This is a genomic window from Psychrobacillus sp. FSL K6-1464 (assembly GCF_038003145.1).
Classification (GTDB): Bacteria; Bacillota; Bacilli; order Bacillales_A; family Planococcaceae; genus Psychrobacillus; species Psychrobacillus psychrotolerans.
The window spans coordinates 2,810,937-2,831,337 of sequence record NZ_JBBOOP010000001.1 but is presented as its reverse complement, the minus strand read 5'-3'; the positions used below and the strand labels follow the sequence as shown (position 1 = coordinate 2,831,337).

The 20,401-nt window shown below is 35.6% G+C and carries 23 protein-coding genes; 16 read left to right on the top strand and 7 right to left on the bottom strand.

Translation table 11 applies throughout. The annotated features are described in order from the left end of the window. Nucleotides 1–47: 47 nt before the first annotated feature. From MKX39_RS14360 to MKX39_RS14350, 3 genes are all read left to right on the top strand, one after another. Nucleotides 48–1,790 carry an ABC transporter ATP-binding protein gene (locus tag MKX39_RS14360; protein ID WP_340769999.1) on the top strand — a complete coding sequence of 581 codons (1,743 nt, stop codon included), beginning with the start codon at nt 48–50 and terminating at the stop codon, nt 1,788–1,790. Next, entirely contained in the window at nt 1,787–3,526 is a 1,740-nt protein-coding gene (locus MKX39_RS14355) for an ABC transporter ATP-binding protein (RefSeq protein ID WP_340769997.1), read from the top strand. Before MKX39_RS14360 ends, MKX39_RS14355 begins: the two co-directional genes overlap by 4 nt. Before the next feature lie 333 nt (nt 3,527–3,859). Then, nucleotides 3,860–5,128 carry an MFS transporter gene (locus MKX39_RS14350; protein WP_340763284.1) on the top strand — a complete coding sequence of 423 codons (1,269 nt, stop codon included), beginning with the start codon at nt 3,860–3,862 and terminating at the stop codon, nt 5,126–5,128. A 22-nt stretch (nt 5,129–5,150) separates the two neighbouring features. Here the strand turns inward: MKX39_RS14350 and MKX39_RS14345 are convergent, their stop codons facing one another. Further along, nucleotides 5,151–5,354: a YheE family protein gene (locus tag MKX39_RS14345; protein ID WP_090570212.1), complete on the bottom strand. Its 204-nt coding sequence runs from the start codon at nt 5,352–5,354 to the stop codon at nt 5,151–5,153. A 72-nt stretch (nt 5,355–5,426) separates the two neighbouring features. Here MKX39_RS14345 and MKX39_RS14340 point away from each other — a divergent pair, with 72 nt between their 5' ends. From MKX39_RS14340 to MKX39_RS14325, 4 genes are all read left to right on the top strand, one after another. Beyond that, nucleotides 5,427–5,816: a ferritin-like domain-containing protein gene (locus tag MKX39_RS14340; protein ID WP_340769995.1), complete on the top strand. Its 390-nt coding sequence runs from the start codon at nt 5,427–5,429 to the stop codon at nt 5,814–5,816. Between the two features lie 66 nt (nt 5,817–5,882). After that, entirely contained in the window at nt 5,883–7,025 is a 1,143-nt protein-coding gene (locus MKX39_RS14335; RefSeq protein ID WP_322788102.1) for a DUF445 domain-containing protein, read from the top strand. A gap of 19 nt (nt 7,026–7,044) precedes the next feature. Further along, nucleotides 7,045–7,389, top strand: coding sequence for a YlbF family regulator (locus MKX39_RS14330; RefSeq protein ID WP_093538584.1), 345 nt, complete (start codon nt 7,045–7,047; stop codon nt 7,387–7,389). 214 nt (nt 7,390–7,603) lie between these two features. After that, complete coding sequence (locus MKX39_RS14325) at nt 7,604–8,383, top strand: enoyl-CoA hydratase (RefSeq protein WP_445678028.1); 780 nt, start codon at nt 7,604–7,606, stop codon at nt 8,381–8,383. A gap of 127 nt (nt 8,384–8,510) precedes the next feature. On the opposite strand, the gene MKX39_RS14320 is transcribed toward MKX39_RS14325, so the two are convergent. Beyond that, nucleotides 8,511–9,395: a DMT family transporter gene (locus MKX39_RS14320; RefSeq protein WP_340769990.1), complete on the bottom strand. Its 885-nt coding sequence runs from the start codon at nt 9,393–9,395 to the stop codon at nt 8,511–8,513. Nucleotides 9,396–9,729: 334 nt separating this feature from the next. Here MKX39_RS14320 and MKX39_RS14315 point away from each other — a divergent pair, with 334 nt between their 5' ends. Continuing rightward, nucleotides 9,730–10,308 (top strand): DNA-3-methyladenine glycosylase I, encoded by a 579-nt coding sequence (locus MKX39_RS14315; protein WP_340769989.1) that lies wholly within the window; start codon nt 9,730–9,732, stop codon nt 10,306–10,308. Between the two features lie 175 nt (nt 10,309–10,483). On the opposite strand, the gene MKX39_RS14310 is transcribed toward MKX39_RS14315, so the two are convergent. Next, a complete protein-coding gene (locus MKX39_RS14310; protein WP_093538588.1) occupies nt 10,484–10,669 on the bottom strand; it encodes a YhzD family protein in 186 nt (61 codons plus the stop codon). 140 nt (nt 10,670–10,809) lie between these two features. Here MKX39_RS14310 and MKX39_RS14305 point away from each other — a divergent pair, with 140 nt between their 5' ends. The 7 genes from MKX39_RS14305 to MKX39_RS14275 all read left to right on the top strand — a co-directional run bounded on the left by MKX39_RS14305 (nt 10,810) and on the right by MKX39_RS14275 (nt 17,273). Then, nucleotides 10,810–11,019 (top strand): helix-turn-helix transcriptional regulator, encoded by a 210-nt coding sequence (locus MKX39_RS14305; protein WP_093538589.1) that lies wholly within the window; start codon nt 10,810–10,812, stop codon nt 11,017–11,019. Next, the gene (locus MKX39_RS14300) at nt 11,012–11,323 is read left to right on the top strand and encodes a hypothetical protein (RefSeq protein WP_340763277.1); all 312 of its coding nucleotides are present in this window, start codon (nt 11,012–11,014) and stop codon (nt 11,321–11,323) included. The genes MKX39_RS14305 and MKX39_RS14300 overlap by 8 nt, the downstream gene beginning before the upstream one ends. Nucleotides 11,324–11,420: 97 nt before the next feature. Continuing rightward, complete coding sequence (locus tag MKX39_RS14295) at nt 11,421–12,632, top strand: metallophosphoesterase family protein (RefSeq protein ID WP_340769987.1); 1,212 nt, start codon at nt 11,421–11,423, stop codon at nt 12,630–12,632. After that, nucleotides 12,629–15,343, top strand: coding sequence for an ATP-binding protein (locus tag MKX39_RS14290; RefSeq protein WP_340769985.1), 2,715 nt, complete (start codon nt 12,629–12,631; stop codon nt 15,341–15,343). The genes MKX39_RS14295 and MKX39_RS14290 overlap by 4 nt, the downstream gene beginning before the upstream one ends. Continuing rightward, complete coding sequence (gene yhaM / locus MKX39_RS14285) at nt 15,340–16,278, top strand: 3'-5' exoribonuclease YhaM (RefSeq protein WP_093538593.1); 939 nt, start codon at nt 15,340–15,342, stop codon at nt 16,276–16,278. The genes MKX39_RS14290 and yhaM overlap by 4 nt, the downstream gene beginning before the upstream one ends. A 233-nt stretch (nt 16,279–16,511) precedes the next feature. Continuing rightward, entirely contained in the window at nt 16,512–16,778 is a 267-nt protein-coding gene (locus MKX39_RS14280; RefSeq protein ID WP_340769982.1) for a hypothetical protein, read from the top strand. A 144-nt stretch (nt 16,779–16,922) separates the two neighbouring features. Next, nucleotides 16,923–17,273 (top strand): NIPSNAP family protein, encoded by a 351-nt coding sequence (locus tag MKX39_RS14275; protein ID WP_340769980.1) that lies wholly within the window; start codon nt 16,923–16,925, stop codon nt 17,271–17,273. Between the two features lie 255 nt (nt 17,274–17,528). On the opposite strand, the gene MKX39_RS14270 is transcribed toward MKX39_RS14275, so the two are convergent. Then, a complete protein-coding gene (locus tag MKX39_RS14270; RefSeq protein ID WP_340769978.1) occupies nt 17,529–18,479 on the bottom strand; it encodes a peptidylprolyl isomerase in 951 nt (316 codons plus the stop codon). 139 nt (nt 18,480–18,618) lie between these two features. Here MKX39_RS14270 and MKX39_RS14265 point away from each other — a divergent pair, with 139 nt between their 5' ends. Beyond that, nucleotides 18,619–18,729, top strand: coding sequence for a YjcZ family sporulation protein (locus MKX39_RS14265; RefSeq protein ID WP_090570162.1), 111 nt, complete (start codon nt 18,619–18,621; stop codon nt 18,727–18,729). 112 nt (nt 18,730–18,841) lie between these two features. Here MKX39_RS14265 and MKX39_RS14260 read toward each other — a convergent pair whose 3' ends face one another. The 3 genes from MKX39_RS14260 to MKX39_RS14250 all read right to left on the bottom strand — a co-directional run bounded on the left by MKX39_RS14260 (nt 18,842) and on the right by MKX39_RS14250 (nt 20,283). Next, nucleotides 18,842–19,027 carry a hypothetical protein gene (locus tag MKX39_RS14260; RefSeq protein WP_090570160.1) on the bottom strand — a complete coding sequence of 62 codons (186 nt, stop codon included), beginning with the start codon at nt 19,025–19,027 and terminating at the stop codon, nt 18,842–18,844. Nucleotides 19,028–19,106: 79 nt separating this feature from the next. Further along, on the bottom strand, nt 19,107–19,643 hold the full coding sequence (locus MKX39_RS14255) for a DUF3267 domain-containing protein (protein WP_093538597.1): 537 nt from the start codon (nt 19,641–19,643) through the stop codon (nt 19,107–19,109). A gap of 106 nt (nt 19,644–19,749) precedes the next feature. Next, a complete protein-coding gene (locus MKX39_RS14250) occupies nt 19,750–20,283 on the bottom strand; it encodes an HTH-type transcriptional regulator Hpr (protein ID WP_093538598.1) in 534 nt (177 codons plus the stop codon). Nucleotides 20,284–20,401: the final 118 nt, after the last annotated feature.

Below are 20,401 nucleotides of genomic sequence, written 5' to 3'. Positions count from 1 at the left end.
GCTAGTTTTTCAGTAATGTGTAGAAAGAAGAAAAGAGGGGTTATATAATGTTTTCTGTTTTATTTAAATTGAAGTGGTTTTTTAAGGATCATTGGAAACGATATACAGTAGCGGTTAGTTTGCTAATAATTGCTAGTGCTCTGGAGGTTTTACCACCGTGGTTAGTTGGGGAAGCAATCGATTCCATAACTATGGGAGATATGACTAGAGAGTCGTTAATGCAATATGTATTCTATTTTATTGGAATAATAATAGTAGGTTATATATTAAACTTTGTTTGGCAATATCAATTGTTTGGTGGTTCGATTACAATCGAGCGTATTTTACGGTCAAAGTTAAATTTGAAGTTTTTGAATATGACTCCTACATTTTATGAAAAAAATCGTACGGGTGACTTAATGGCTCGTGCAACGAATGATTTGAACGCAGTAGCAACTACAGCAGGATTTGGGATTATGACATTAATCGATTCTACTATGTACATGGCTGCACTTATACTGGCAATGGGCTTTATCATTTCATGGAAGCTTACTATCTTTGCAATTTTACCAATACCTATTTTAGCTTTTATAATGCAATATCTAGGGAAAATTATTCATGAAAAATATATGGTAGCTCAAGATGCATTTGGTGATCTAAATGACCGTGTTCTAGAATCGATTGCTGGAGTTAGAGTTATACGCGCTTATGTTCAAGAAAGAGCGGATGAGAAGAATTTTGCTGATATGAGTGAAGAAGTCTATGAGAAAAATATGGTTGTAGAACGTATTGATGCTCTTTTTGGTCCTATTACGAAGGTAGGAACTGGTATCAGTTATGTAGTTGCACTAGGTTATGGTGCTTATCTAGTATCCAAAGGTGAAATGACAGTCGGAAATTTAATCACCTTTAATGTTTACTTAGGTATGGCAATTTGGCCAATGTTTGCAATCGGGGAACTGATCAATGTAATGCAACGCGGAAATGCCTCGCTTGATCGCGTGCAAGAAACATTAGACTATGAGCAGGATGTAAAAGATCCAACTTCACCAGTTCGGTTAGACAATGTGGAGTCAATTGGTTTTACCGATGTTGGATTCCAATACCCATTATCCCAAGTGAAAAATCTTCAAGATATTCGAGTGAACTTAGAGAAAGGTCAGACACTTGGGATTGTAGGGAAAACGGGTTCTGGGAAAACTACCTTTATGAAGCAATTATTAAAGGAATATCCGATTGGTGCTGGACAGCTAACAATTGGAGAGACCGCAATTTCCGCACAAACGAAAGATCAGGTGCTAGAGTGGATTGGATATGTACCGCAGGATCATGTCTTGTTTTCGAGAACCATTCGTCAAAACATTCTATTTGGTAAAGAGGATGCAACAGAAGATGAACTAGAGGAAGCAATTCGCCTAGCACATTTCCAACAGGATCTAATGAACTTACCGATGGGCTTAGAAACGTTAGTTGGAGAAAAAGGAGTATCATTATCCGGTGGACAAAAACAACGTGTATCCATTGCTCGAGCACTTATTAAAGATCCAGAAATACTACTGTTAGATGATTCTCTTTCTGCAGTAGATGCAAAGACAGAAGCCAAAATTATCGAAAATATACAAAATGAACGCAGTGGAAAGACAACAATTATTACGACGCATCGATTGTCTGGTATCCAACATGCAGACCATATTATCGTTTTAGATGAAGGTCTTATTGTAGAAGAAGGAACTCATCAAGAGCTTCTAAAACAAAATGGTTGGTACAAAGAGCAGTTTGATCGTCAGCAGCTAGAGGGGGTGTCGTCATGAGTACAGGGAAACGACTCTACCATTATGCGTTATTTTATAAAAAACCAATTATCCTTGGTCTAATCTTTTTAACTATTGCAGTGTTTGCAGATCTAACTGGTCCATTTATTGCAAAAAAAATTATTGACGACCATATCACAGAAGGGGCTATTAACCTTCAGCCAATACTAATGTTACTTGCTGTCTACTTTGGTTTAGCCATTGTCACAGCGATCTTTAGATATTTTATGTTCATCAACTTACAGGTCGGTGCTAACCGCGTTGTGCAAAAGCTTCGTAATGATGTTTTTCAACATATTCAAACTTTGCCGATACAGTATTTTGACAACTTACCGGCAGGAAAAGTAGTTGCGCGTGTTACGAATGATACAGAAGCTATTCGTAATTTGTATGTGCAAGTACTTTCTCAGTTTGCGACTAGTATCATTTCGATTGCAGGGGTTTATGTTGCCTTGTTCATCTTAAATGTACAAATGGCTCTCATGGCACTTTTTGTAGTTCCTATTGTATATGTGTGGATGATTGCTTATCGAAAGTATGCATCTAAATATAATCACGTAGTTCGTACGAAAATTGCAGATTTGAATGCAATGCTGAATGAATCCATCCAAGGGATGTCCATTATTCAAGCATTTAAACGTGAGAAGCAGATGGAACGCGAATTTGAAGAGATGAATAATGAACACTATACGTACCAGAAAAAGTTACTTACATTAGATTCAGCAACTTCGTTTAACTTAGTAAGTGTACTTCGTACGATTATGTTCGTCATGTTCATCTGGTATTTCGGAAGCTTATCCATGGAACCAAATACAATCATTTCAGCAGGTATGCTTTATGCTTTTGTAGACTATACAACTCGTTTATTTAATCCAATAACTGGGATTGTAAACCAATTTGCTCAGTTAGAAAGATCATTGGTTGCTGGTCATCGAGTATTTCAATTACTAGATGAAACTGGAGAAGATGTAAAAGACGAACGTATGGAACGATATGAAGGGAATGTAGAGTTTAAAAATGTTTCATTTGCCTATAAAGCAGATGAATATGTCTTGAAAAATTTAAACTTTGTTGCTAACAAAGGGGAGACAGTAGCATTAGTTGGTCATACAGGATCTGGGAAAAGTTCCATTATGAATTTATTGTTCCGTTTCTATGATCCTTCTAAAGGTAAAATCCTAATCGATGGTATAGATATAACGACTGTACCTAGACAAACGATTCGAGATCATATGGGCATCGTGTTGCAGGACCCTTATTTGTTTTCAGGTACGATAGAGTCAAATGTGAGTTTAAGTGATCCTCGTATTTCTAGAGAAACGGTTATAGCCGCTTTAGAAGCGGTTGGTGGGGAACGAGTGTTAAAGAATTTAGAAAAAGGCATAGATGAGCCTGTAATAGAAAAGGGTAGCACCTTGTCATCCGGTCAAAGACAGCTTGTTTCCTTCGCTAGAGCACTTGCATTTGATCCTGCTATATTAATCTTGGATGAAGCGACATCTAATATTGATACAGAAACAGAGGAAATTATTCAACATGCAATGGATGTACTGAAAAAAGGAAGAACTACTTTTATCATTGCTCATCGACTTTCTACTATTAAGAATGCAGACCGCATTTTAGTACTAGACCGTGGGGAAATTGTAGAAAGTGGATCGCACGACGAGTTAATAGAGCTACAAGGTCGCTATGAACAAATGTATAAACTACAAGCAGGAGTATCTCAGCATGTATAACACATGCGGGGATATTCCCTTTTTTTTGTTGAATAGGTTATCCGCGTGACGAACTGAGCTAATGTACCCGAGCGAATAGGTTATCCGCCAGAGAAACTGAGCCATGAGCCCGAGCAGCCCGTTTATCCGCTCATCAAGCGGCCGAACGCTCGATTGATTGGGCTATCCGCCCGAGCGACCAAGCCATGCGACCGTGCAAAGCACTTATCCGCCCGCCAAACATCTCCAGAATCCAAGCGAAATATTTATTCGCCAAGCACGCAATTATATATTGAAATTTTCTAACGATAATCGTATATTTAGTGTACCGAAATAAAAAAGAAGAGGTACCTTATGATTTATTGGTTTGCAAATTGGAAAAAGAGCATCGCTTTATTCAATAGAAATATAAAAATGTTCATGCTTGCCAATGTACTCATTCAAGTGGGGATGGGTGTATTTTTAGTTATGTACAATCTATATATAAAGGAACTCGGGTTTCCAGAAACATTGAACGGTAAAATCATCTCTATGACATCTCTTGCTTCAGCGATTATGTTAATACCAGCTGGATATCTAAGTGACCGGCTAGGTAGGAAAGGAATTATTATTACTGGTGCAATTTTTGCTGCTGGTACTTTATTTTATAGAAGTTTGGTCACCGGCGAACAAAGCTTAGTTTATGCAGCTTTCTTTACTGGATTGTTTATGGCATTGGTGCAAGTATCCGGTGTTCCTTTTCTTGCTGAAAACTCCACTGCTGGAGAACGAATGCATCTTTTTAGTATTCATTTTTCGTTGATGACTATAGCAAGCGTTATTGGAAGTCTTGGAGGAGGGGTATTAGCAGATGCGCTTCATCTAATTGGGAATATCTCCACAGTAGATTCTATTATGTATGTACTAATTATTGGAGCGATTATATTTACGATGGGCATAGTTCCATTGTTTCAGCTGAAACCAACGCAAAAAATTGAAGGTCAAACAGAGGCAAGTACCGAGGAATCAGAAGGAAATGCTCCGACTGGGTTCAGAAAAAATATGAAGGTTATTGTGTTATTTGGAGTTGCAAATCTATTAATAGGAACAGGGTCTGGTCTAGTTATTCCTTACTTGAACTTATACTTTGCGAACCGATTCGATGCATCGAACACTTATATTGGAATTATCTTGTCACTCGGATCAGCGATGGCAGCCGTGGCGATGCTACTTGGACCAGCACTTGTGAAGAAGGTCGGGAAAGTTAAGGCATTGGTCATTTTTCAGCTACTATCAATTCCATTTCTGTTCATCACAGGTTATACCAATTCATTAATCATCGCTTCGATTGCATTTTTGATGCGCCAAGCTCTAATGAATGCGGGGAATCCTATCCAAAGTGCAATTGCAATGGAACTAGTACAAGATAAATATAAAGGACTTGCTAACTCGGTAAATCAAATGGTCTTTAATGTAGGATGGGCAAGTACTGGTGCAATTTCGACAGGGCTTGTTATGACATTTGGCTTTTACTGGGGATATGCTTATACATTTACAATTACAGGGATTCTCTATATTATTGCATCTACTTATTTTTATTTACTGTTTGGGCGTAAGCGTGCTTTGCGCAAGAAACAAGTATGAGTGCTTCTTGCACAGTGACACCTCAGTCATACACGTGAAATAGCATTAACTCATGTATCATTTTTTTTACTGTTTCTTCATCAGCAGGTGTTTCACCAAGCCACTTAATCGTGCCATCTGGTTCATATTCTGCAGCGTATCTTTGTTGTTTATAAAAGAAAGAGACGGACCAACCAGGTAGTTGTTTGTTTTCATAGAGTGGTTTGAAGCTAAAGTGTTGTAGCAAGAATATCAACCTTTCATGTGAGTGAATTTGTTCGCATACACTAATATAAATGATTAGTGAAGGAGCATCGAATTGTTTAATGATCAGCTAAGGCAAGCAATACTTAATGAATATCAGGATTATCATTTTTATCGTTCTATGTATAAATTGACGGATGATCCATACTGGCAAGGTTTTATCGAACATATTTATGAGGATGAAAAAAGCCATTACGAAATGTTCCAACAACTCTATTATATGCTCACTGGTACATTTGTACAAAACTTTCCAGAACCCACTTTATGTACAGACATGAAAGAGTGTTTAAAAAATGCGATAAGAGATGAATTAGAGGCTGCAGAACTGTATAAGGAAATGCTATTACAAATACCAATCCAACAAGCATATGCTCCTCTATTTGTTGCGATGCACGATGAAACGGAGCATGCTATTCGTCTTACTACTTTGCTTCATCTATTGTAAATTCTTTTAGTGTTTGCCTCTCCTCTGCTATAATAATCTAGAAGCTAGAGGAAAAAGGTGAAATTGATGAATTTTATATGGACAATCACATTTATGGCAGTGGTCGGAGCAGCAATCGGAGCGGTAACTAATCACTTTGCTATTAAAATGCTATTCAGACCTCATGAGGCAAAATATATAGGGTCTTGGCGTATTCCCTTCACACCTGGTCTGATCCCTAAGAGACGTGATGAACTTGCAAAACAATTAGGTAATACAGTAATTCAACATTTGCTGACACCTGATATTTTCAAGAAAAAATATTTTAACGAAGAAATGAAACAAAAGGCAAATCATTTTTTAACCGAGCAACTAAACGATAAAATCTTTCAGTCGGATAAAACGATAACAGATTGGTTAAAGCTTGCTGGACTAGAAAATGTTCCGACTATTGTAAATGATAAAATAGAAGAACAGGTGGACGTTCAATTTAGTCAATTAAAAACTAGGTTTGAACAAGAAACTATACGTCAACTTGCACCAATAGATTGGCAACTAAAAGCGGACACTAAAGTCGGAGAAATAGTTTCGTACATTCTACTCAAAGGTGAAGATTTCTTCGAATCAGAAGAAGGCAGAATGACGGTAAGAAATCTAATTGATGATTTCCTTTCTACAAAAGGGACGCTTGGCAATATGATACAAATGTTCATGGGGGAATCTTCATCACTTGCTGGAAAAGTTCAGCCGGAAATACTAAAATTCCTAAGAGCTCCAGGTACTAAAAATATGTTAGAAAAAATAGTACGAAGCGAATGGGAGAAGTTAAAAGATCGCCCGCTCAATGAAATGATGGACGGCTTTGACTTTGAACCAATTGTTAAAAACGTTAAAGTATACTTAACAGGACAATTGGCTGTGGAAGAAAGATTAAACTATAATTTTCTCCATTACTTCCCTGGAGCAACTGGATGGACAGAGTCATATCTTATACCTAAAGTGACGACATTTGCATTCCATGAAGCAGAAACAAAGCTAGAAGAAGTCTTGCGTAAAATGAAATTAGAAGATATGGTAAAAGAGCAAGTAGATACTTTCCCAGTATCTCGCCTAGAGGAAATTGTTCTTGGTATATCGAAAAGAGAGTTCAAAATGATCACCATTTTAGGTGGTGTTCTTGGTGGACTTATCGGTATTATTCAAGGACTAATCGTTTTCTTTACTAATTAACCCTAAAGGAGCTTACAACATGATTAACATTTATGATGACATTAACAAACTTGAAAAAACACTACGTCAAACAGATGAATTTTCCAACGTACAAACAGCAGTAGAATCTGTAAAAGCTGACGAACAGGCTCTAGTATTATTCCAAAGTTTCCGCAAAGTTCAAATGTCTCTTCAAGAGAAGCAAATGAATGGTGAAGAAATCTCTGGAGAAGAGATTGAGTATGCACAAAAAACGGCTCAGCTCGCACAAGGAAACGAAAAGATTTTCCATATGCTTCAAGCTGAAATGGCTTTGAGCCAACTTATTGAAGAAGTAAACCGTGTATTGATCAAGCCCGTTCAAGAACTTTATGAAGGTATCTAAGAAAACAAATGAAAGGAACTTCTCCTACTATGGAGAGGTTCCTTTTTTCATTTACTGGAGAAATGGATAAATACTCCGTTGGGCTAGTAAATCCTCATCGAATGCGAGTAACTAAAAGCTATAAATAGTTTTCCCCTTTCTAAGAAGGACTTTAATAGTATAATGGCGAATTTAACAAGAATGAATGACTATTCACTTATAAAGGGGAATGTATATGTACAAAACTATATTGTTAGAAAAAGATGGTCGTATTGCGACTTTAACATTGAATCGTCCAGAAGCGATGAACTCGATGAATGGAGTAATGATGAGAGAGCTAGCAGAAAGTCTAGAATCTCTGCAAACAGACAAATCAGTTCAAGTGTTAGTTATAAAAGGTGAAGGGCGAGCATTTTCTGCTGGTGGAGACATTAAAGCAATGCTAGATAAAGAGAATCCTTTTGACATTGACGAGGCGATGACGTATCTTACAAGAATTGCTTCAGCTTTATATAAGTTACCACAGATTACTATTGCATCAGTTCACGGCGCTGCTGCTGGATTAGGTTTTAGTATGGTATTAGGCTGCGATATTATCATAGCAGAGGAAAACAGTAAGCTCGCTATGAATTTTATCGGAATTGGGCTTGTTCCAGACGGTGGAGGTCATTTCTTCTTAAAGGAAAGAGTAGGGATTCCAAAAGCAAAACAACTGATGTGGAGCGGACAGCTTTTCTCTGGAAAGGAAGCACAAAAAATCGGACTTGTGGATGAAGTTGCATCCGATGGTTTAGGTTCTGCAACTGCAGCATCCTATGCACAAAAACTAATCCAATCTCCAATTGCTGCTATGATCGCATCAAAAGAAATCTTACACGCAACGAAGATAAATGAATTGCAAACTGTTCTAGAAAAAGAAGCTGTTACGCAATCCGCAATGCGAAGAACCGAAGATCATTTAGAGGGTATTAAAGCATTTGTTGAAAAAAGAAAACCCGAGTTTAAAGGAAGATAAGATTTACAGGGAGGATCATTTAGCTGATCCTCCTTTTTATTTGATTACATACTTTATTAAAAATAAAAGAGGATGGAAGCGACAATTAAACTGCTGGGATTTGTGAAATTAGAGATAAGTGAACGTTTTATAAAGTTCTTTTAACTAGGTTATTTTTCTTCTGAAAAGTTCTATTTACAAGATAGATTCCAATAATAATAAACAAGCCACCAACTATGATAGAAGGGTATAACGTCTCCCCTAATAGTAACCAACCAGATAATACACCGAAGAAAGGTGCCAAAAATAAATAGGCACTCGTTTTTCCTGGATCCCCCTTTTGTAAAAGATAATACCAGACGGCGAATTGGACAATAGAAGACATAATACTTAACCATAATAAAATGAACAATGAATTACCGTTCAAAATGAAGACTTGTTTTTCAAGAATAAAGCTGCCAAGTAGAAGTAGTAATCCACCAAAAAGCATCTGGTAAGCGGATAGAACCCACGTATTGAAAAGTGCCCCCCATTTTTTAACTAATAATGTGGAAATTGCCCAAAAAACAGCAGAAAGAATGCCAAAAAGAACGCCAATCTTTAATTCAATTTGCGCACCTACTGCAATACTTACCCCTACTAACCCTATAAGAACACCAATCCATTGATAAAATTTATAGCGTGTTTTTAAAAACAAGGTACCGAATACAACAACAAGTAACGGGTTAGTGAATGTAAGAATTGAGGATTCACTAGCTGTAATGGTTCGTAAACTCAAGAAAATACAACCCATAACACCGGCAGTTTGGAAAGTACCAATAATAAGCATCTTTATCCAGTTTCCTTTAGATACTGGGTGCGGTCTTTTTAAAACGATAACACTTACCGCCATTATGAATCCGGCAAGTGTGAAGCGTAATCCTGCTAATAACAAAGGGGATGAATAAGACAAACCTATTTTACCTACTGCAAAAGAGGAACCCATTAAAAATGTCGTTAAGAGTATTAACAATGTAAATTTGAAAGTATTCATTTTTTTTATCTCCCTAAATATTATACTGAGTTATTTATGTCTATTATAACTTCTAAACATTTCAACTACGGTCGAAATATGGAATGCATTATGGTGCAATATGTCTTCATTAAATCAACCTCTCCGTTTTTGACGTTTAACTGCTTTTGACTTGCTCAGTATGGGAAATTACAAAACTATCAACTGAAAAAGTTGATCGGATTGAATGCTGAAAGAATGATATTGTTTTAGGCATGCTACGGACAAGAACAATACTCTATTTAAATATGACATGCAGTTATCTTATTAAGAATGGTACAGTAAGTTTAACAAGATGAGAGAGGTGAAGCTATTAATGGAACAATGTTTATGGCCGCAAAGCAGTGAGCTTATGCAAGCTTATCATGATGAAGAATGGTGCAGACCTAGTTGGGATGACCGGTATATTTTTGAGATGTTGACGTTGGAGGGGGCACAAGCTGGATTGTCGTGGAGTATTGTTTTAGCAAAGCGCAAAGCTTACAAAGATGCTTTTCAAAATTTTGACATTGAGTATTGTGCTAGTCTGAGTGACATGGATTTAGAATTTATAAAAGAAAATTACAATGTCATTAAACATTTTTCAAAGCTTCAATCCATTCGCACCAATGCAGAAGCAGTAGTGAGGATACAAAAAGAATTTAAGAGTTTTTCCAATTTTTTATGGCACTTTGTTGATTTTAAACCAATTAATAATAATTGGGAGACAGACATTCAAATCCCTGCTCAATCTCCATTATCGGTACAGGTTAGCAAAGAGTTAAAAAAGAGAGGCGTCAAATTTGTGGGACCTGTTACAACGTATTCCTTTTTACAAGCAATAGGCATAGTAGATGATCATATTAAATCATGTGATCATCATACTTTAAATCAAATAAATCGTGAAAAGACTTGATATGACTTTAACAAACTATATATTGATGGGTGGAAATGATAATTTACTAGAAATTTGCATTAACGAAGAATATTCTACGGGCTTACTCAAATGAGCACTATTGAAGCCTATCGGATCTATATGAAAAATAAAAAAAGGACTTAGCCAATATAATGGTTAAGTCCTTTTTGTTGTTCTATACATGAAATAATACTAGTTTCCCAGAACTATTTACTAAACGATGTGTTTTATTGGAAAAGCCTTTTTCTTCAATAATTGCTTCCCCTTTTTCCTTTGCTTCCTCGTCATTTTCATATTCCCAAGTTTCCTCTAAAATTAGTTCTCCGGTTGGTTCAAAGGCAGTAAATCGGTATGGTTTCATGAGTCAAACACCCCTTCATTATTCTACTATATATTATACACAAAAAATTATGAAAATAAAATGTAAAGCTAGCTTGACAATGAAGTGCGAAGTAAAGTAAACTTTACGTAAAGCTAACTTTACAAAAAAGGAGGGGCAAGTTGAAAAACTACGTTCGAGATAAACGGATGGCATTTGGAATGACACAGGATGAACTATCAGAAAAGCTAGATGTATCCAGACAAACAATAATATCGTTAGAAAAAGGAAAATACAATCCATCGATTAATTTGGCTTTTAAGTTATCCAGACTATTTACATGTACGATTGAGGATCTATTCATTTACGAGGAGGAAGAGAAGGATGTATGAAAAATTTGATTTACTTACATTTTTAATCGGTTTGCCATTAGCAATTGTAATAATAGGTATAGTTTTCATGATCAATCGGAAAATTGGCAAGAAAAAGAGATGGTTTGATGAACGATACAATAGAATACATGAAAAAGCACGATCTTATTCATGGGTAGCGACGACTATTGCAATCTTAGTTGTCTGGATGATTGTCATAGTAATGGAAGGACCTGGGTTGACCTTTTTCTTATTAACGGGTCTTTGGGTCGTTCATATGCTTTCCTATACAATCGGAGCATTTGTTGCAAATCAAGATAACTAAGAAGGATCGTAGAAGACTGTATACATTTAGTTGTATACAGTCTTTTTCTTATGGTAAAATAAGAACAAATATTCTATTTTGGGATGAGGTGTACTTGATGGCAAGAATTCGTTTTCTACATGTGGCAGATTTACATTTGGACAGCCCTTTTAAAGGTATTTCCTCTATTCCTAAAAAAAGGTGGAAAGAAATACGGGAGAGTACTTTTCAAGCGTTTCAAAACATGATTAATTACGCGGTGGAAAGTAAACCGGACTTTGTATTAATAGTTGGCGATATTTATGATGGGGAAAATCGGAGTCTCCGTGCACAACATTTATTTCAACAAGGAATGGAAGCTCTGAATGTAGAAAGTATTCCTGTTTACATTTGTCATGGCAATCATGATCATTTAAGTGGGAATTGGGTTCGTTTTCAATTGCCTGCAAATGTTCATGTATTTGGCGAAAAGGTAGAAACCAAAACACTCTTAATAAGAGAAGAAAAAGTCCATATTACAGGATTTAGTTATAAAGAACGTCATATTCAGGAACCAATGCATAGCCACTTTCCAATTTCTAATCATGAGGAAATTCATATTGGGATGCTCCATGGTAGTGTAGAAGGCAATAAGGAGCATGATGTATATGCACCATTTCGAAAAAGTGATCTGCTAGAGAAAGGCTATCATTATTGGGCGCTTGGTCATATACACAAGCGTCAAATCATCCATTCCGAACCACCTATTGTTTATCCTGGAAATACGCAAAGTAGGCACCGCAATGAAAGTGGCATAAAAGGCTTCTATGAAGTATCTTTACTAAACACTCAAGCTGACCTTCAATTTGTCCCATCATCTGCTTTTATTTATGACAAATTTTCTATAGATTGTGCAGATATAATCCATGCAAATGAATTAATCATCCATATTGAAACTACACTAAGAAATTACAGTGAAATACACGGGAAAGCAATCTTGGAACTTACGTTAAATGGAATGACAGATGAAACAATTGAATTATTGAAATCGAGCAATAAAGAGGAGTGGCATGTATTAATACAGGAGAGTCTCGAGCAAGCAAATAACTTTTTAATAATCAAAGAACTGTATATAGAAACTCCCATTGAGAAAAGCCCTGAATCTACTATGCTATTATCTTCTTTGAATGAATGGGACACTTCGGAATGGAAGCTCGCTTTAAAGGAACTTTATCAGCATTCTAGAGGGAGTAGATATTTACAGCCCTTAGATCAAGTTTTTATGGATGACGTCGTAAAAGAAGCAGAATCATTAGTTTTAGAGGCTATTGCAAGGAGGGGTAGCAATTGAAACTTGTAAAGCTTCAAATATATGGCTTTGGAAAGCATGAAAATATAGAGATTAAACTTAGCGATGGTATAAATGTGTTCTTTGGTGAAAATGAGGTAGGAAAGACTACTATTCAACAATTCATCCTGCATATTTTATTTGGATTTCCGCAAAGAAATGCACAGTTACTTCGCTATGAACCTAAAAGCAGTGCTACTTATGGAGGTAAAGTCGAAATAATTGATGATCAAGGACAGCTTGTAACGATTGAGCGAGTTAAAGGGAAAGCAAGTGGAGAGGTTACAGTATATTATCCAGATGGGACCCGTGGAGGCGAAAGGGAGCTGTCTAGTATTCTCCAAGCTTATTCACGCTCAGACTTTGAAGCCATTTTTTCTTTTTCTTTACTTCAGTTACAGGGCTTCGAGAAGATGACAGAAGAAGAGCTTACGAAAACGTTATTATCTTCAGGAACAACCGGCATCGATACATTAGCGATTATCGAAAATCAATTTATAAAAGATATGGGAGAGCTATTTAAGCCCACTGGCAGAAAACCTTTAATCAATCAAAAGATAGAAGAACTACGTGAGCTGGAGACTGCCTACAAGCATCAGCTAGAAGAAGTAGGAAAATACGAACCTGCTATAAAACGTCTGAACGAAATAGAAACGATAGTTGAGGAACTAGATCAACAAGAAAAAGAGATTTCTCAGCAGTTACAACGCTATATGGAATGGAAGCAACTGAAACCATTGAAAGAAACAGAAATGGACTTAAATCTGGAGCTCGACTTAGTAAAAGAACAGACCTTTCCTTCAGATGGTATTCGAAGATTTGAGTTGACGAAAGATAAGTTGAATCGTAATTCTATAGAGATGGAGCAAGTGAAAAAAGAATTAGATTCTTTAACGATCAATACAACTAGCTTAACTTCATCGCAAATAGAGGGATTACAATCATTTCTAAATCGAGAGGCAGAATGGCATCAGCTTCGCTCTAAACGAATACAAATAGAAGAGGAGCAAAGTAAAACACTGCAAAGCCAAATGCAGCAGTTAGCTCTAGTAGGAGTAAACTGGGAAAAAAGCTTACAGCATATAGTCCACGCAGATGTTTCCATACAGCAAGAGGACAAACTGGTTACGACGCTTCAAACTGAAAAAAACTTGGAGCTTGAGATACAGCAAGAAAAACGATTACTTCAAATGAAGGAACAGGACTTACTCCATTTACAACAAAGAGTGATAGAGTCCAAAAAGGTTAATAACACCTCTTCGGCTCAACAAACCAATAAAATAATGTTTGGTATTATTGCAGCTATTGTTCTTATCGGGGTTATTATAGGTGTTGCACAATCAAATTGGATAGTTCCTCTTACTGCTATTGTCATTAGCGGAATTGTATATGCAGGATTTACTTACATGATGAATACATGGAAGCAATCGGATGATGTTCGAACATATGCAAATTTATTAAACAAGGAACTGCAGTCACTACAACAAGCGATTTCACATTTGAAGCAAAAAATTAATGAGTTAGAAACTAATAAAACAAATATATCAAAACAGGTAAATGAGTTTTTGACAAGCTATCATATTAGTGAACAATTATCACCAAGTCTATTACCTGAACTATTTAAGCGACTTCGCCTAATTCAAGAACAGCAAATTCAGCTAGACCAAATGGAAACAAAGCTCTATGAAGTTGGTCTGCGAATACAGGAATTGTATAGACAAGCATTGGAGAAAGTTCCTTTTAATCTCTCAGAAGATATGCTATTCCACCAATTACGAGATTTCTATTTAGCTGAAAAGCAAAAGTTAGAAGATCAGCAGTATAAAGCGACAAGGATTTCCGAGCTGCAAAAGAAATATAAAGAGCTTGCTTTACTTCAAGAGTCTTTTACCGAACAAATCCGCCTATTATATCAGGAGGCAAATGTGGATTTAGAAAGCGATTATTATACGGCAAATTCTCTCTATGAGAAAAAAGTGGAGCTTGAAAAGGAATTACGCCATATCCACATGCAATTAGCTGGAAAACATATAAACTTGAACGATTTTGAAATTACATTTGAGGACAAGTGTAAGGGAGAACTACATCAGCTACAACAACAGAGACATAAATATAATGATGAAAAAGCAACTTTGTCTTATCAAACGAAAAGATTATTAGAGGATGAAGAGCAGAGTGAACAATTACAATTATTAGAACAGAAAAAAGCAGAACTACATGAGCTCGTAAAAAAATGGGCGGCTCAAAAAGTAGTTGTTGAATCGATTAAACAGATGATGAAACAGTTAAAAGAAGAGCGACTTCCCGAAGTATTAGAAAATGCACAACATTACTTTCAATTGCTTACAAACCAATCATATGTACAATTGATCTTATCACCAGAAGGGAACTTTGAGGCAGTTAAAACCACTGGACAACGCTTTAAAATTGCAGAGCTCAGTCAAGCGACAAAAGAGCAAGCATATATTTCCTTACGCCTGGCCCTAGCAGTTTCCTTGCAAAGAAAAGCACCATTTCCCATAATCATGGATGATCCATTTGTACATTTCGATCGTGTCAGACTTCAACAAGTGGTACAATTAATGGCAGAGCTACAAAAAGAACACCAATTACTCTATTTTACTTGTCATGACAACATGCAATATGTATGGGAAGACGCATCCGTCATACAAGTAGCGACATTATTACCTAGAAAGGTAGGGGTTGTGAAATGAAAGGCATTACACAATTGCGAGTAGGCGAACCAGTTGATCACTACTTACTTATAAAACAATCTACAAAAGGTGTAACAACCGTTGGAAAACCATTTATGTCACTAATATTGCAAGATAAGAGTGGAGATATTGAAGCAAAACTGTGGGATACAAATGATGAGCATGAAAAGCTTTATGGTGCGAGTCAAATTGTACGTGTCGGTGGGGAAATCCAAGATTACCGTGGAAAGTTCCAGTTACGTGTAAAAAGTATTCGCCCAGTAAAAGCGGAAGAACCCATTTCGATTAATGATTTAGTCCCATCTTCAGAAAAACCAAAAGAAGAATTGATGGAAGAGCTTTTACAATACTTCTTTGAAATGAAAAATCCAATAATACAACGTATTACGAGACATCTGATGAAAAAACATCAGACATCATTTATGACGTTCCCTGCAGCAACTAAAAACCATCATGATTATGCTTCTGGACTAATAGATCATGTTGTGTCTATGCTTAAATTAGGAAAATCGTTATGTGATTTGTATCCAACGTTAAATAAGGATCTTTTATATGCAGGAATTATCTTACATGATATTGGAAAAGTAGTGGAGCTTTCAGGACCTGTAGCAACAACATATACAGTGGAAGGTAATTTACTTGGACATATTACCATAATGGTAACTGAAATTTCTAAAGCTGCCGAAGAATTGGAAATCGAGGGAGAAGAGGTAATGCTTCTTAAGCATATGGTACTGTCTCATCACGGTAAAGAAGAGTGGGGAAGTCCAAAACGTCCTGCACTTCGTGAAGCGGAGATGCTCCATTATATCGATAATATTGATGCGAAGATGAATATGCTTAATCGTGCATTAGACAAAACAAACCCTGGTGAATTCTCCGAGCGATTATTCCCATTAGAAAACCGTTCATTTTATAAGCCAACATTTGAATAGACAAAAAAAGCGTAAAGGTGCGAAGCCTTTACGTTTTTTTATGGCTTTGTATTACCGATCATTTTCGTAGTTTGTGAAGCTGCAACTAACAGACGCACTAATTCTATAAAGGGTGCTTTACTTCTTCATAAAGGAGTAAAGCACCCTTTTGGGTTAAAAAGTATAGAGAGATTAATTGAACAAGGGAAATCTTAAAGGAATAGAGAATAGATAGAATTGAAGGGGATGAACACATGGAAAGAAAGTTCAGTAAGATTTCCATTATATTAATTATTGTTGGAATTTTTGGTGCATATATGGCGTTCCCACCCATTAATATTGATATTTTTGGGTGGTGGGGAATATGCATTGGCTTTGGTATCTATCTAACAGGCATAGTGCTTGGCATCTGTGCATTCTTTAAGAAAGAAAAAGGGGTAATGAAGTATATCTCGTTACTTTCTGTTTCGTTGGGTGCATTATTTATAGGTTTTCTTTATGCAATTATCGGTAAAATTTAATGACTAATTTGGTGAGCTTATCACACCCAATGAAGATTTTAATACGCTCAATATCTATAAAATTGCATAACAGAAATTACTATTAAAATAAGCTGAGCCCTCAGAATATGGTGCTAGAATACTTAAGTTATAGGAGGTACATATATGTTTTATAGGAGAAAATTTTACATTATAAAAAATGAATTTGTAGAGAAGTTTAATGAACACTTCAACAATACTAATTTACCTAATCAACTAAAGCACGGAGCACGTTTGGTAGGACGATGGATGTCGGATAACAATGATAATACCACAGAAATATTTGCTATTTGGGAATATGACAGTTATAACGATTATATAGAAATAGAGAACAATGTAAAAGCTGACAATGCTCATATTAAACGTATTAAAGAGTGGTATGAAAAAAATGGTGGAAGGGATCATGTTTTTACTGATTATATATTGGAAGTGAAAAATGAAGCATTAGTATCTACCTTAAATAAAGTAGATTATTAATCTTAAATACGTGTTCGAATCTTTGGGTGCTTATGTGCGTTGGTTCATTCACGTCTTCCACATGTTATTAGGGAAATTAAACATATCTTCTTAAACACAGGTGCTTTAAGAAAGATCATATTGATAATTATTTTATGTATTAAGTTGCATTTTTTCGTTCCGTACATGAATGATAGGATTCTGAAAAAGAACGAGAGCAAAATAAAAAAGGTTGAACATGACTTCCGTCATGTTCAACCTTTTTACTTGTGTTATTTATTTTTCGTCTTCAGTTGCCTCAGCATCTTCAGTTGTGTCTGTTTTAGCTTCTGCATCTTCAGTTGGTGTTTTTTGTTCTTCAGCAGCTGCTAAAAATTGATCTAATGATGTTTTTAAGTCCTCATCTTTAATCTCGATTTTAGCGTCTTTCATCATTTTAGCCACTTTTGGTAATAATTTTGATTGGTCTGCTTTTTCTAACTTCAATTGTTTTTCAATTTCAGCTTTTTTATCTTCATATGATTTCTCAATTGTGCGAGTATCAGTTACTTCAATAACGTGGTAACCAAATTCCGATTTAACTGGTTCAGATATTACATTTTTCTCTAAACCAAATGCTACTTTTTCGAATTCTGGAACCATTTGGCCTTTACCAAACCAACCTAGTTCTCCGCCACTTGTTTGAGCTGCTTCTTCCGTAGAGTATTCTTTTGCAACTTCTGCAAAGTCTTTACCTGACTCTAATTCAGCTTTAACTTTTTTCGCTGTTTCTTCGTCTGCTACTAATACGTGACGAGCATTAATTTCATTTTTAATATTTTCATATTCTGCTTTAATTTCTTCTTCTGTTACTTTAACATCTTCTATTAAAGCTTTTTCTTGCAATAGGTTTAGTTCTAAGAATTTTTTGTAAGATTCTTCAGTATAGCCTTGTTGAGCAATCATTGCTTCAAAGCTTTCCCCGTACTGCTCTTTATCAGCTTTTAACTGAGTGTTTACTTCATCCTTAGACACTTCGTACTTATCTGCAAGTACCTTTTCAATCATTAGCAATTGGAATGCTTGATCGCCGATAGATGATTTCATCTCTTCATACAAATCATTCTGTGTAATATCTCCGACTTTAGATGTAGCAATAACTTCACTGTTTTTGTCTGAGTCCCCGCTACAAGCTCCTAAAGCAAGAACTGATGCTGCAAGTGTTAATGTTAATACTGTTTTTTTCATGAAATATTCTCTCCTAACTTCTATGTGTTGCCGTAGTTACTATAACATAAACGAAATAAAAACAAAAATAGTTCCCTTACATTTGCCTACCGAACATTTAAAATGCCGCATAGGATACATGGAAAAGGAGGTGTTTTAAATGAGCGGACAATATAACGGTGGCGGCGGATATAACGGTGGTTCAGGGTTTGCTTTGATCGTAGTTTTATTTATTCTATTGATCATTGTAGGCGCAGCGTTTCTCTACTAATTAAATAGGAGAAACTGAGATCGTCTAAAAAACGATCTTAGTTTCTCGTATTTGTAGAGTGAAAAAAAGAAATGACCCAATCTTATGAAGATTTGGGTCCACTTTTTTTCTCTTAAACTGCGTAAACTAGCTCAACATAAAAGGAAACAAGAAGAATCGTGATCAGGATATTGATCGTACGAAAAATCTTCGGATGTTTCTCTTCCGGTATTTCTTTTGACATTACTAAAGCATATGTCATTCGGTTAATTTGTAGCAAATAAAATGCTGAGAATAGAACTAATGTGAATATAATCATGTCTAGACTCCCTTCATATACTAACTAAGCATAACAAACAATGAGGAGGATATACAAGTGTTACATATTGTTAATAGTTTTATTCCGCTATTAAAATTTCGTACCCTGCATCTGTTTCCTCGATTAAAGCGCACTTAGGTGATTTACTTAAGTTTTTTACATAAATTAAATCGATTAAGCAAATTCCACAATGGTAAGCAAACAAAATAGTAAAATAGTGTGCAAAAACAGGAACTGCTAACGCTCCTATGACAAGTAAAGCATTTAAGAAAATAAATGGAGCTAGTAAGATGAAAAGAAATCTACCTTTTTGAATTGGTTCTATTATTCTTAAATGTACAGTGGGAATAAATCTAAATTGATTAAAGACAATAAATTTTATTTTTTCTTTAAGTCCAATCATTGGGATAAAATGAAATATTTTATGAAGTGGATAAACACCCAAAAATGCTATCGTAAATATCCAAAAGTAATCATCCGATTTATGTGTATCATTAATAATTCCTAATAAGGCATATGCAAATGAAAAAACCATAATTACTACTAAAGAAGAAAGAACAAATAATCTTTCTAAGCCATATTGTTTTTTCACATTAATTGTTTTCCAGCAGTGCAAGGTATGCAACTCCTATATATATAAATTTAATTTAGATACATAAGATAATCCTTTTTAATAGAAAAAGCAACCTCTTTATTTATAGGGGATTATTAACATCGTATTATTAGTCTTTTGCTACTATTGTACTCTCGAGATTTTTTAATGATCTTTCGAAGATATCCATGAAATCGTCCCCGTAAATATTGCGAATAACAGCGGTTACATCCATGAAATCTGGAAATTTGCCATATACCTCTTTGATAGGGAGAGAGCCTTCCAGTACAGCATGCGGAGTCTCATGGTAGTTTTCATACATCTCTTCTAAAAGTACCTGTCCTTTTTTGGTCACATCTACATACGTATTTCGCTTATCTGTTTCTCTTTTAGAAAATGAAAGTAATCCGCGTTCCTCTAATTTCTTAGAAAAATTAAATGCTGTGGAGACATGCATGACTCCGAATTTTGCTATATCAGAAATAGTTGCACCTTTAAGGTGATATGATATCCATAAAATATGATGTTCATTAATATTCAAGTCATAAGGTTTTATCCATGATTGCCAATCTTTTTCTACTGCTTTCCAAAGTGCTTTAGATAGTTGTGCTATCCGCTGACTGTAAAGCATTGCTTCTTTCTTCGTATAAAATTGATCTGCCATGTTACCCCTGCTTTCTGCATTTAATTTCTTAAAAACATTATAGCAAGAAAGTAAGTGAGTGAATACAAGTTTAATAAATATTATTATTTTTATAATAATATTTTGGGTAATTTTTAGA

Coding starts and splice junctions, on each gene's coding strand:
- MKX39_RS14360 (WP_340769999.1), top strand. CDS start 48: ATGTTTTCTGTTTTATTTAAATTGAAGTGGTTTTTTAAGGATCATTGG.
- MKX39_RS14355 (WP_340769997.1), top strand. CDS start 1,787: ATGAGTACAGGGAAACGACTCTACCATTATGCGTTATTTTATAAAAAA.
- MKX39_RS14350 (WP_340763284.1), top strand. CDS start 3,860: ATGATTTATTGGTTTGCAAATTGGAAAAAGAGCATCGCTTTATTCAAT.
- MKX39_RS14335 (WP_322788102.1), top strand. CDS start 5,883: ATGAATTTTATATGGACAATCACATTTATGGCAGTGGTCGGAGCAGCA.
- MKX39_RS14330 (WP_093538584.1), top strand. CDS start 7,045: ATGATTAACATTTATGATGACATTAACAAACTTGAAAAAACACTACGT.
- MKX39_RS14325 (WP_445678028.1), top strand. CDS start 7,604: ATGTACAAAACTATATTGTTAGAAAAAGATGGTCGTATTGCGACTTTA.
- MKX39_RS14320 (WP_340769990.1), bottom strand. CDS start 9,395: ATGAATACTTTCAAATTTACATTGTTAATACTCTTAACGACATTTTTA.
- MKX39_RS14315 (WP_340769989.1), top strand. CDS start 9,730: ATGGAACAATGTTTATGGCCGCAAAGCAGTGAGCTTATGCAAGCTTAT.
- MKX39_RS14310 (WP_093538588.1), bottom strand. CDS start 10,669: ATGAAACCATACCGATTTACTGCCTTTGAACCAACCGGAGAACTAATT.
- MKX39_RS14300 (WP_340763277.1), top strand. CDS start 11,012: ATGTATGAAAAATTTGATTTACTTACATTTTTAATCGGTTTGCCATTA.
- MKX39_RS14295 (WP_340769987.1), top strand. CDS start 11,421: ATGGCAAGAATTCGTTTTCTACATGTGGCAGATTTACATTTGGACAGC.
- yhaM (WP_093538593.1), top strand. CDS start 15,340: ATGAAAGGCATTACACAATTGCGAGTAGGCGAACCAGTTGATCACTAC.
- MKX39_RS14280 (WP_340769982.1), top strand. CDS start 16,512: ATGGAAAGAAAGTTCAGTAAGATTTCCATTATATTAATTATTGTTGGA.
- MKX39_RS14275 (WP_340769980.1), top strand. CDS start 16,923: ATGTTTTATAGGAGAAAATTTTACATTATAAAAAATGAATTTGTAGAG.
- MKX39_RS14270 (WP_340769978.1), bottom strand. CDS start 18,479: ATGAAAAAAACAGTATTAACATTAACACTTGCAGCATCAGTTCTTGCT.
- MKX39_RS14265 (WP_090570162.1), top strand. CDS start 18,619: ATGAGCGGACAATATAACGGTGGCGGCGGATATAACGGTGGTTCAGGG.
- MKX39_RS14260 (WP_090570160.1), bottom strand. CDS start 19,027: ATGATTATATTCACATTAGTTCTATTCTCAGCATTTTATTTGCTACAA.
- MKX39_RS14250 (WP_093538598.1), bottom strand. CDS start 20,283: ATGGCAGATCAATTTTATACGAAGAAAGAAGCAATGCTTTACAGTCAG.